The organism is Bacillus sp. GB_SG_008 (genome assembly GCF_052038115.1).
Classification (GTDB): Bacteria; Bacillota; Bacilli; order Bacillales; family Bacillaceae_G; genus Bacillus_A; species Bacillus_A rhizoplanae.
The window spans coordinates 1-12,341 of the sequence record NZ_JBPZSK010000010.1 but is presented as its reverse complement, the minus strand read 5'-3'; the positions used below and the strand labels follow the sequence as shown (position 1 = coordinate 12,341).

Annotated in this window: 9 protein-coding genes and 3 tRNA genes; 3 read left to right on the top strand and 9 right to left on the bottom strand. The window is 37.3% G+C overall.

Annotated features, from left to right (window positions below):
• Positions 1-46 precede the first annotated feature (46 nt).
• Positions 47-769 (top strand): lipase family protein, encoded by a 723-nt coding sequence (locus ACTDJC_RS19750; protein ID WP_098306439.1) that lies wholly within the window; start codon positions 47-49, stop codon positions 767-769.
• A 264-nt stretch (positions 770-1,033) separates the two neighbouring features.
• On the opposite strand, the gene ACTDJC_RS19745 is transcribed toward ACTDJC_RS19750, so the two are convergent.
• From ACTDJC_RS19745 to ACTDJC_RS19720, 6 genes are all read right to left on the bottom strand, one after another.
• A complete protein-coding gene (locus ACTDJC_RS19745) occupies positions 1,034-3,442 on the bottom strand; it encodes a glycogen/starch/alpha-glucan phosphorylase (RefSeq protein ID WP_098306437.1) in 2,409 nt (802 codons plus the stop codon).
• 135 nt (positions 3,443-3,577) lie between these two features.
• The gene (glgA, locus tag ACTDJC_RS19740) at positions 3,578-5,086 is read right to left on the bottom strand and encodes a glycogen synthase GlgA (protein ID WP_440604460.1); all 1,509 of its coding nucleotides are present in this window, start codon (positions 5,084-5,086) and stop codon (positions 3,578-3,580) included.
• A 93-nt stretch (positions 5,087-5,179) separates the two neighbouring features.
• The gene (locus tag ACTDJC_RS19735) at positions 5,180-6,211 is read right to left on the bottom strand and encodes a sugar phosphate nucleotidyltransferase (RefSeq protein ID WP_253630733.1); all 1,032 of its coding nucleotides are present in this window, start codon (positions 6,209-6,211) and stop codon (positions 5,180-5,182) included.
• Between the two features lie 173 nt (positions 6,212-6,384).
• Positions 6,385-7,515: a glucose-1-phosphate adenylyltransferase gene (locus ACTDJC_RS19730; protein ID WP_429710139.1), complete on the bottom strand. Its 1,131-nt coding sequence runs from the start codon at positions 7,513-7,515 to the stop codon at positions 6,385-6,387.
• A complete protein-coding gene (glgB, locus tag ACTDJC_RS19725) occupies positions 7,463-9,400 on the bottom strand; it encodes a 1,4-alpha-glucan branching protein GlgB (protein ID WP_440604459.1) in 1,938 nt (645 codons plus the stop codon). Before glgB ends, ACTDJC_RS19730 begins: the two co-directional genes overlap by 53 nt.
• A gap of 358 nt (positions 9,401-9,758) precedes the next feature.
• Positions 9,759-10,703, bottom strand: coding sequence for an L-lactate dehydrogenase (locus ACTDJC_RS19720; protein WP_440604458.1), 945 nt, complete (start codon positions 10,701-10,703; stop codon positions 9,759-9,761).
• A 616-nt stretch (positions 10,704-11,319) separates the two neighbouring features.
• Between ACTDJC_RS19720 and ACTDJC_RS19715 the strand changes: the two genes are divergently transcribed.
• Both ACTDJC_RS19715 and ACTDJC_RS19710 read left to right on the top strand, forming a co-directional pair.
• The gene (locus ACTDJC_RS19715) at positions 11,320-11,544 is read left to right on the top strand and encodes a penicillin-binding protein (protein ID WP_440604504.1); all 225 of its coding nucleotides are present in this window, start codon (positions 11,320-11,322) and stop codon (positions 11,542-11,544) included.
• A 93-nt stretch (positions 11,545-11,637) separates the two neighbouring features.
• The gene (locus ACTDJC_RS19710; RefSeq protein WP_440604457.1) at positions 11,638-11,937 is read left to right on the top strand and encodes a hypothetical protein; all 300 of its coding nucleotides are present in this window, start codon (positions 11,638-11,640) and stop codon (positions 11,935-11,937) included.
• 152 nt (positions 11,938-12,089) lie between these two features.
• On the opposite strand, the gene ACTDJC_RS19705 is transcribed toward ACTDJC_RS19710, so the two are convergent.
• From ACTDJC_RS19705 to ACTDJC_RS19695, 3 genes are all read right to left on the bottom strand, one after another.
• Positions 12,090-12,161 (bottom strand) — tRNA-Glu (locus ACTDJC_RS19705).
• Between the two features lie 6 nt (positions 12,162-12,167).
• Positions 12,168-12,258 (bottom strand) — tRNA-Ser (locus ACTDJC_RS19700).
• A 5-nt stretch (positions 12,259-12,263) separates the two neighbouring features.
• Positions 12,264-12,338, bottom strand: a tRNA-Asn gene (locus ACTDJC_RS19695).
• Positions 12,339-12,341 lie beyond the last annotated feature (3 nt).

Below are 12,341 nucleotides of genomic sequence, written 5' to 3'. Positions count from 1 at the left end.
CCTCCTCATATATTGAATTATATTTCATCATGAGGAGGACTTTTCTATGCCAACTTCTGTATCCTTTCATAAGGATACCGCTGTGTTGTTAGCTACATGCTGCGAACTAACATATGAGCAATATAAGCAAAATGGCATTTTCACCATTCCCGAAGGTTTTCGATATATACAAGGCTTTCAGGCAAAAGCCATTCAAACAACAACATGGTTTGGATTTATTTTAGAATCAGAGGATCAAATTATTGTAGCCTTTCGCGGGACACAATCCGACCGTGATTGGATGGCCGATTCGATAGTCCAACAAAAACCATATCCATTTACTGCAAATAGCGGCAATGTTCATAGCGGCTTTCTTTCTATTTACGAATCATGTAGAGATACAATAATGGACACCCTCGTTTCCCTATCTTCTCATAAAGCACTTTTCGTTACTGGACATAGTTTAGGAGGAGCCCTTGCTACCCTGCACATACTAGATGCCCGTGTAAACACTTCATTCTCTCATTACACTCTCTACAATTTCGGCTCCCCGAAAGTCGGAGATATTGCCTTTCGAAATTATTATAAAATGCAAGTGGCCAACAGCTTTCGCTTCGTAAATTTATTTGATGTCGTCCCGCTTCTTCCTCCTCGTAAAGTACAATTTGAAGAAAATAAATGGGAATATTCCCATATTCATCGCAGTATGACCTTTACGAAAAATATGAATTCCATTACAAAAAACCATCACATTACAACTTATAAAACATCAATTGCCACTCTTTTTTAAAAGGTCTATATTGGAGACCGAACATAGTAAAAGCTATCGTTACATTCTTTCTAGTTATGCTTGTTGTTTTTACAGGTTTCTTTACATTTTCGTACTTTGCTACAACAGAATACGATGGACACGGTATATTATATGCACCGTTCTATCCTACTTCTGCCACAAAGTAAAACGACTTGAAATGTTTACAAGTCGTTTTTTTTCGTTTTCCTTTAGTAAACAATTGTTCCGCTTCTCGAAACTATTTAGATGAAACTCTACTTTCTTTTACCGCGCTCGCATGCCCTCTGCGATTCTCCAAATATCACGACTGTACTGTAAGATTGTTCGGTCACTTGCGAAATGACCAGATTTCGCAATATTAACAGTACTCATTTCAAGCCATTTTTTTCGATTCTCATATGTTCTTCCAACTTTTTCTTGCACATCTGCATACGGTGCAAAATCCCGGAGAACAAAATATTCATCATTTTGAATAAGAAGGGAATCGAAAATGGCTTCAAACTCATCACCCGCATCCTCAAAAAAGCCATTTGTCAGCTGATTGACGACTTTTTGAATGCGCATATCATGATGATAATAATCGCTAGCACGGTATCCGCCATTTTGATAATAATGTAGTACTTCTTCTGCAGTTAAACCGAAAATAAAAATAGCATCATTTCCAACAGTTTCTTTTATTTCAACATTAGCACCATCTAGCGTACCAACCGTTATCGCACCGTTCATCATAAATTTCATATTTCCGGTTCCTGATGCTTCTTTACTTGCAGTTGAAATTTGTTCACTCACATCTGCCGCTGGAAAAATATCTTCAGCAAGAGAAACGCGATAGTTTTCTAGAAAAATAACTTTCATATATTGACTTACATACGGATCATCATTCACTTTTCGGGCTAATTCATTTATAAGTTTAATAATCTTTTTCGCATAATAATAACCAGGCGATGCCTTTGCACCAAAAATAAATGTACGCGGATAAAAGGAAAAACTAGAATCTTCTTTTAAACGATTGTACAAATATAAAATATGCAGCACATTTAATAATTGCCGCTTGTATGCATGTAGCCGTTTTACTTGCACATCAAAAATAGAATATGGATCAACAACAATACCCGTTTGTTTTTCAATCCGCTTCATTAACAATTCTTTTCGCACTTGTTTTACATTATGAAGCGCATCTTGAAATGCTGCATCATACTTATAATTTCCTAAAGTTTGCAGCTGATCTGGCTCCTTCACCCAATCTGTTCCAATTGTTTCACAAATTAATTTTGACAGCTGCGGATTTGCTTTTAATAACCAGCGCCGATGGGTAATTCCATTCGTCTTATTATTGAATTTCTCTGGATAAAACTCATAAAACAATCGCATTTCTCGCTGCTTTAATATTTCCGTATGAATGTTAGCAACACCGTTTACACTATGACTGCCAACGATTGCTAAATGTGCCATCTTCACAAGCCCATGAGCGATAATCGCCATATTTTCAATGCGATTCCACTCATACGAATACCGCTCCCATAAATCACGACAAAAGCGCTCATTAATTTCTTGTACAATCATATAAATGCGCGGTAATAACGGCTCAAAAATATGAATCGGCCACTTTTCTAACGCTTCAGATAAGGTTGTATGGTTTGTATAAGAAATCGTATGTCTTGTAATATACCACGCATCCTCCCAGCTCATCTTTTCTTCATCAAGCAAAATACGCATTAATTCCGGAATCGCTAAGACAGGGTGCGTATCATTAATATGAATCGCAATTTTCTCATGCAGATTGCGCAGCGTGCCATTTCGTTCACGATGCAACCGAACAATAATTTGTAAGCTAGCAGACACAAGAAAATATTGCTGTTTCAAACGAAGTATTTTTCCTTCATCATGCGTATCATCTGGATATAAGAACTCCGATACTGCTTCCGTTTCCCGTTTATATTTCAATACATCCTTGCAGTTTTGGGGAAATAGAACCGGCTCTGCACTCCAAAGACGCAGTGTATTTACAGTATTTGTCTGATAGCCGACAACAGGTACATCATACGGTACAGCCATAATTGTTTCCGCATTTATATGCCGAAATTCAAGACGTTCATTTGACTGAAATGTATCAACTTGTCCCCAAAAGCTAACTTCCACAGCTTGATCATGCCTTCTTACTTCCCAAACATTCCCGTGACGCAGCCATTGCTCCGGCAGCTCGATTTGATAACCATCCACAATTTTTTGATCAAACAAACCGTGCTTATAGCGAATACCGCACCCGTGGCCTGGCAAATTTAATGAAGCAAGAGAATCAAGAAAACAGGCCGCCAAACGACCAAGACCGCCATTTCCAAGTCCAGCATCTGCTTCAATTTCTTCAAGGTCTTGTAAGTAAATCCCAAGTTCTTCTAATCCTCTCTCGCATACATCACGTATTCCCAAGTTTAAGACATTACTTCCTAATAAACGCCCTAATAAAAACTCAATCGATAAGTAATACATTTGCTTTTGATTGTCTGTCCGATATCGTTCATTCGTCTCAATCCAGCGCTGACTAATATATTCACGTACCATATGTCCGAGCGTATTATATTGATCTTGCACAGTCGAATCTTTAAAACTTTTACCATACATCGTTTCTAGCTTTTCTAAAAAAGCAGCTTTAAAACTCTCTGTACTCGAAAACATCTCTCTCACCTCTTCCAAAATGAAACTACCAGCAGTGGATTTCCCGCTGCTGGTTAGCCCTCCCAATCCGGTTCTAACGAATGAATCCTTCACACATACAACCCGTTCAGTGAAACATGTATCAATTACGCTTTCCTACTGATGATGAACAAAAAGAATCGGTTGCTTATCATCAATCTCCTTTTGTTCCTCATGAGATTGTGGTTCCTCATTTGACTCGAACAAGCTTTCATAAAGCTCCTTATACTTACGTGCGGACTGCTTCCAGCTATAATCCTCTGTCATTGCTCGTTTCACAAGAGACTGCCATACCTTTTTGTCATGATAATAGTGCAGTGCACGCTGCACCGTATGCAGCATATCGTGCGCATTGAAGTTCGTAAAACTAAAACCATTTCCTTCATTTATAGCTTCATTGTACGATTGAACTGTATCATTTAAACCGCCTGTTTCCCGCACAATTGGAATCGCTCCGTATGCAAGGGCAATTAACTGTCCAAGGCCGCATGGCTCAAATAAAGATGGCATTAGAAACAAATCTGTCCCGGCATACACTTGATGTGCCAGCCCTTCATGAAATCCGATATACACTTTCACTTTATCTGGATATTCATATGCCATTTGTTCAAAAAACTGTTCATATTCTTTATCGCCCGATCCAAGTACAATAAATTGCACATCTTCTTGCATCATTTCATGAAAAACATGACGCACTAAATCTAATCCTTTTTGCTGCGTTAAACGTGTAACCATCGCAATAATAGGTGCCTCTTCTTTTTCTGGCAATCCAAAATAACGCTGTAATGCACGTTTATTATCTCTTTTTTTATGAAGTGAATTTGCATCATACATTGCCGCTATCGTTTTATCATTCTTCGGATTGTACAAAACATCATCAATTCCATTTACAATCCCAACAAGTTTATCGTTATATTTACGCAATAAACCATCTAACTTCTCTCCGAAAAATGGATATTGAATTTCTTCTTTATATGTCGGACTTACCGCTGTAATCATATCAGAGGCGATAATTCCGCCTTTCATGAAGTTGATGTTTCCGTAAAACTCAAGCTGTTCACTATGAAAATACTCATTGCCAAGCTCCAATAAGTCATCCATAACGATGCGCGGAAACACGCCTTGAAACTGCAAGTTATGAATCGTAAAGACTGTCTTTATCTTTTCGTATAATGGCTGATCACGATATTTTTCACGCAATAAAAAATTCGCCATCGCTGTATGCCAATCATGACAATGCAGAACATCTACTTCAAAATCTATATGCGGAATGCATTCTAATACCGCCTTTGAGAAAAATGAAAAACGTTCGCCATCATCATAATGACCATATAGTGAATCGCGTTTAAAATAATATTCATTGTCGATAAAATAATACGTAATTCCTTCATGCTCCATTTTCAAAATACCGCAATATTGATTACGCCAGCCAAGCTGAACCGTAATCACTTTATGAAGCACACATTCTTTTCGTACATGCTCTGGAATTAAACTATAGTACGGAAGCATAACACGCACGTTCATTCCAAGTTTTTGCAATGCCTTTGGAAGTGCTCCAGCTACATCTGCTAATCCACCCGATTTAATAAATGGTACACATTCTGATACTGCAAATAAAATATTCACTGCGATTGTCTCTCTGCAGCAGCAAGCATAGGCAAACTATGCTTACCTATGCCATGCCTGCAGATTCCTCCTCTCAATTTTCAAATATACATCTTAGTAAATCGTTATATTACTGCTTTGTATTGTTCCTTTCTCTACAACAAATGGAGAATGGGCTCCGCCTGTTAACGTCGTTCCATCTTCAATCTTTACATCCTTATCAATAATTACACCATCTAGTATACAATTCTCTCCAATTTGGCTCTTTTGCATAATAATACTGTTACGAACAATCGAACCTTTTCCAATCTTTACAGAACGAAAGACAACGCTATTTTCTACTTCTCCCTCAATAATGCTGCCATTCGCAACCATCGCATTATGTACACTCGCGTTTTTTCCGTACCTTGTTGGCGGCTCATCCTTTACTTTCGTAAAAATCGGCGTTTCTTTCTTAAACACTTGCTTCCAAATATGCGGCTGCAGTATTTCCAAGCTATGTTTATAGTAACTTTCAATTGAATCGATTACCGCCACATAGCCAGTATGCTCATAACTTTCAATATGCAATGATGTGTTTCGCTTTTCTTTTACAACATCAATTAATCTATAATATCCCATGTCTTGATACGTCTCAAACAAATGTAATAATAACTCCTTCTTTAATACATATGTCTGAAGTGACTCACCTTGGTGACATACTTCTGTAATATCTGCCTCTGTGTATAAGTGACGGTCTAATACCGCTTGGAAATCAAGCGCTGTTACAACATGACTGTTTGTAATGACAACATACTGCTCTTTACTACGTAAAAAGTAATCAATATGTCTGCTAAAATGAGCAAATGTACCAAACTCATCTTGATCACATTGACAATTTGGAGGAAATAAAAATAAACCATCACGTTTTCGATCTAAGTCCCACTGTTTTCCAGAACCGAGATGATCCATGAGTGAACGATTTTTATGACTTGTGAAAATGGCTACACTATGAATATGAGAATTTACCATATTGGAAAGCATAAAATCTATTAAACGGTAACGCCCAGCAAACGGCAATACCGCCAATGATCGATGATTTGTTACTTGTTGTAGTGATGGAAAATTCTCTGTTGCATTAATAATTCCTAACATTGATTCTCTCACTCATCTCATCCCCTTTTCGTCACGCTCTAACAGACAGTAAAATTATCACCGTAACCTTCCATAAACTCAAAGAAGATAGGAATAGAATCACTATCCGTAAAAGCTCCGATTGTTTCCGCTAACTATTTGTGAAGGGATTAAGCTCCCCTTGCTAATCATTAGTTTTACTTCATTTAATTTTCCTCTGCAATTAATACAACGTCTTCAATATTTCGTTCCGGACGAATGATTGCTCCATCTTCAACGACCATCCCTGGCCCAACAATGGCACGCTCAATCACAACATTCTTTCCAATTCTGGCATCTGGCATAATAACTGAATCTACAACCTTGCTGCCTTCCTCCACGATTACCCCTTGAAACAATACAGAATGCTGCACATCACCTTCTACAACACAACCTTCGTTAATTAACGATTCTTCCACTTTAGCTGACGGTGCAATATATTGAGGCGGCTGGTTCGGGTTAACAGAACAAATTCGCCAATCACGGTCATATAAGTTGAGTGATGAATCTTCGCGAAGCAAATCCATATTTGCTTCCCATAAGCTCTTCACTGTTCCAACGTCTTTCCAATACCCGCTAAATGGATACGCAACAAGCTTTTTCCCTTCATCCAATAAAAGCGGAATCACATCTTTTCCAAAATCATTACTAGATTCTGGATTTCTTGCATCCATTTCTAAATACTCTTTTAAAATAGCCCAATTAAAAATATAAATGCCCATTGAAGCTAGATTGCTTTTTGGAAACTGCGGCTTTTCTTCAAACTCAACAATTTCCATCGCTTCATTCGTATTCATAATGCCAAAGCGGCTTGCTTCATCCCACGGTACTTCAATAACAGAAATAGAGACATCTGCTTCTCGTTCCATGTGATGATCGAGCATTTTTGCATAATCCATCTTATAAATATGATCGCCAGATAAAATGAGAACATATTCCGGATCATACTGCTTTAAATAATTCAAATTTTGATAAATGGCACTTGCCGTTCCTGTATACCATTTCACTCCAGAAGACTCTGCATAAGGAGGGAGTACAGTAACCCCTCCATTTACACGGTCTAAATCCCATGCATCTCCAATACCGATATAACTATGCAATTCTAACGGCTGATATTGTGTTAAAATCCCCACTGTTTCAATACCAGAATTCGCACAGTTACTTAATGTAAAATCAATAATGCGATATTTACCGCCAAATGGAACAGCTGGCTTCGCTAAATTTTTTGTTAAGGCGCTTAAACGACTACCTTTTCCCCCTGCTAATAACATTGCTACGCACGTCTGCTTTTGTACCATCTTGTTTACTACTCCCCTTTCGTGTTTTCACCGGCCGTAAAATTGAAATTCCAAATGGTGGTATTGTCATTTCAACATGAGCAAGCTGATTATGATAAGGTTCCATAATCGCTTTTAATCGCTTCTTATTGATTTGTCCCGAACCGCCGTATGCAGAACTATCACTATTTAAAATTTCGTTATAATAGCGAAATGCTGGTACGCCAACTTTATAGTTTTCATACACCGCATTTGTAAAGTTACAAACGATAACGAGAACATCCTCTTCTCTCTCCCCTTGGCGAATAAACGAAAAAATACTTTGCTCACGGTTATCCGCATCAATCCACTGAAAACCCTTTTCTGTGTGATCAAGCTGCCAAAGCGGCTTAGAGCGCTTATACAATGCTATGAGCTCCTTAAAGTAATCATGCGTACGATCATGCATTTCAAAATCATGTAAGCCCCAATCTAAATCTTCAAGGTCTTTCCATTCGTCATATTGTCCAAACTCACCGCCCATAAAGAGCAGCTTCTTACCTGGATGTGTAAATAAATAACCATACAATAAACGAAGCTGAGCAAACTTGGACCAATAATCACCCGGCATTTTATTTAATAGCGACTTTTTCCCGTGTACAACTTCATCATGTGATAACGGTAAAATAAAATTCTCAGAATACGCGTAAAGCAGTGAAAATGTTACTTTGTCATGAATATATTTCCGATACTCCGGCGCACATTCCATATATTTTAAAATGTCATTCATCCAGCCCATATTCCATTTATAATTAAAACCAAGTCCACCTTCGTATGTCGGTGCAGTTACGAGCGGCCATGCTGTTGAATCTTCCGCAGTCATTAAGAAAGTTGGATCTTCCGCAAATACTGCTTCATTCAGCTGTTGCAGAAATAATACAGCATGTTTATTACTTTCCTGCCCCCCATTTCGCTCCCAATATAGCATGTTAGCAACCGCATCAACGCGAAAGCCGTCGATATGATAATACTTCATCCAAAACAATGCATTCGAAATGAGAAAATTTCGTACTTCTTGTTTTCCTAAGTCAAAGTTCACAGTTCCCCATACGTGATTTTCTTGTACATCAAGATCTCTATATTCATACGTTGGTTCTCCATCAAACAAATAAAGCCCATGAGCATCTTTACAAAAATGCCCTGGTACCCAATCTAAAATGACACCGATCCCATATTTATGACATTCATCGACAAAATACATAAAATCCTGCGGTGCTCCGTATCTACTTGTCGGTGCATAATATCCAGTCCCTTGATATCCCCAAGAACGATCATATGGGTGTTCAATAAGCGGCATAATTTCAATATGAGTAAATTGATGCTCTACTACATACGGAATAAGCTCATCTGCCATTTCTCTGTAAGAGTAAAAAGACTCATCTTCTTTCTTTTTCCATGAACCAAAGTGAAGCTCATAAATTGCTAACGGTTCATTATAAATTGGTTTTCGTTTCTTTTTTTGAAACCACTTCTGATCTTTCCATTTATATCCTTTTATATCATAAACAATGGATGCCGTATTTGGTCTCACTTCAGCATACATTGCATACGGGTCAGCTTTTAAAATTGTATGGCCGTTTGAGGCTTCAATTGCATATTTGTACAATTCCAGCTGAGCTATATTTGGTATGAACAAAGACCAAATTCCATCCTCTGTCACTCGCACCATTTTATGAATTTGATTATTCCATCCATTAAAATCTCCTACAATACTTACAGCTTGTGCATGAGGAGCCCAAACGGAAAAACGTGTTCCTTGTACCCCATCTTCCTTCGTTAGATGAGCACCAAATATTTCGTAGCTATCGTAAAATTTCTCTTTATGAAACAATAGCATTTTTTCCTCATTACAATTTGTTACAATCACTATGTTCACCTCACAAGATGACAGAATTTTAAATATGTTATTACTATTCTTCGGTAAATAGAAATATCCTTGCGATTTTCTAAAAAAACATACGTTTTTTTCGCGGAAATTCATGGTAATTCCGTAAATTTCAGCTGAAATTATCGAATTTTGACGAATATTCCTTGTAAGCGTTTTATTTTAGAATAATTTTCAAAGTAAAAAAGAGGGGAATTTTTACTACGATTCATTACTTCCTATTAGAGCAAAATACATATTACATTTAAAGAGTAATTAACTTTCAGCAAAACAAAAAAACCCTTTCCGGCAAAAGGGGGATATACAGGGGGCTGCCGGAAAGGGTTTTATACAATTTGGATTATAGTACTGGTGCCATAGTTTCTTTTAGCACTTTTACAGAATGATCAAATTTCAATTCTTCTTCTTCATTTAATTCAAGCTCTACAATTTCTCGAACACCTTGACGGTTGATAACTGCTGGAACACCTACGTAAACATCTTGTTGTCCGTATTGTCCTTCAAGGTATGAAGATACTGTCAATACGCTGTTTTCGTTGTTTAAAATCGCCTTAGTTACACGTAGCAGTGACATACCGATACCATAGTAAGTTGCACCTTTACGTTGAATAATATGATAAGCAGCATCGCGTACATTCGCAAAGATTTCATCTAAATCGCTTTGATTGTACTTTTCATTATTTGCTAAGATTGTTTCTAGTTTTTGTACACCAACAGTAGTATGACTCCATACTGGAAGCTCTGTGTCACCATGCTCACCAATAATATATGCGTGAACGTTGCGTGGATCCACATCTAAGTACTCACCTAACATGTAACGGAAGCGAGCAGAGTCTAAAGTTGTACCAGAACCAATTACACGTTCTTTTGGTAATCCAGATTCTTTCCAAGTTACATAAGTTAAAATATCAACTGGGTTAGTTGCGATTAAGAAGATACCATCAAATCCGCTATCCATGATGCCGCGAACGATTTGTTTAAAGATTTTTGTATTCTTCTCAACTAAATCTAAGCGAGTTTCACCTGGCTTTTGTGGTAATCCAGCAGTGATAACAACAAGATCTGCATCTTTACAATCTGCATAGCTGCCTTTCCAAACTTTTGTTGGAGCTGGAGCAAATGGAACAGCATGGCTTAAATCCATTGCTTCCCCTTCTGCTTTTGCTTCGTTTACGTCAACAAGAACAAACTCTTCAGCTACACCCTGGTTAATCATAGAATATGCATAGCTGCAACCTACAGCCCCTGTTCCTACTAATACTACGCGGTTAATACCTTTTTTCATGGTAAAATCCCCTCTCTATTTTTCATTTCATTATTATTATTATCATTGTCATTTAAGTAAATAATTAAAATACTGATTTTATATTGTTTAACTTCCTTACACACATATTGTAGCATGTTTCCTTGTGAATATATTCACAAATTATGACCTATTTGTGAACTTTTTCACAGATAGGAGGAATTTATGGTATCAGGTGTGGAATCCATCCAAGTTTAGGCGAAACACATTCACATACTGGTTCCACCAGAATCATAAACCACTTATCGTCTATTCGACGATTCGCCAATATCCAACATACGTAAGCAGCAAAAAGGAACTCTCCCAAAAGACACCTACTTGCCTTTGGATAAACCCCGTTTTTTCTATCCCGCATTAACGGGTAGTAAGCCCCTCACTGATGGAAGCTTCACTTTATAAAAAGAAGAAACATAACCCAATAACAGCGCCGGCATATAACAAGTTGACAACACAAAATCCCATAATAATACAATGCATCTTTGTATTAATAAGCTAAATGAAAATACTCATATACCTTATATAAGTTGTCCACACCTTTTTTCAGCTTTCAAATATTATATATTGAGTCAAAAATTTATTTTGAAAGGAGTTGGTTTATATAAATAAGCATACAAAATGCGTCTGTGAACAACTAGCAGAATTACAGGTAGGTACAGTAGTAGATATTTTTCTAAATGGAAACTTTATAGATGATGTTACGTTTGTTAACTTTAATCCTGAAAACTTTTGCGCAACTTTCGTATTTACAGAAGGAGACGAAGAAGGAGGAGTACTTCTTATAGATTGCCGTGATATTCAAGCACTTACAATTAGTAAGGGCTAGTTTATAAAAGAGAGCTTTGAAAAAAGCTCTTTTTTTATAATTTCAAAATATATTTCTATCCGAGATAAACAAAAGAGGAAGAGGGAAAGAAACATGTCAATTCTCATAAATCATACTGCTACCCCTAAAATATTCAATCCGAATTTAGTAAAGGACACAGATATACAATCTTCACATATAAAAAATAAAAACAAACACCTTGAAGATATTTGTTGCCTTTTAAACACCTTTAATTTAGGAAGAAAAGTAAACGAAATTATAGTTAATGGCACACCATTAACCGTTTCAATTTTCACAGGATTTCACTTTAACACAGGTCTTGCTACGTTTATAGATAAAAGTGGGCGCATTATCCTCGCTAATTGCGAGCGCATTGATGCAATTGTTCTTTAGCATTTTTATTGATATTAAAACGAAGAATTGTATTTTAAATAAAAAAACTATCTTCTTTAATTAATACTCATGTGATTAAAGTTGAGGATTAATTATCCATTAACACAAGACAAATAGAAAAAGAGATAGCATATATGCTATCTCTTTTTTTATGACCCGTACGGGATTCGAACCCGTGTTACCGCCGTGAAAGGGCGGTGTCTTAACCACTTGACCAACGGGCCAATTTCTGGCAGAGAAGAAGGGATTCGAACCCTCGCACCGCGTAAGCGATCTACTCCCTTAGCAGGGGAGCCCCTTGAGCCACTTGGGTACTTCTCTATATATGGCTCCGCAGGTAGGACTCGAACCTACGACCGATCGGTTAACAGCCGATAGCTCTACCACTGAGCTACTGCGGAATA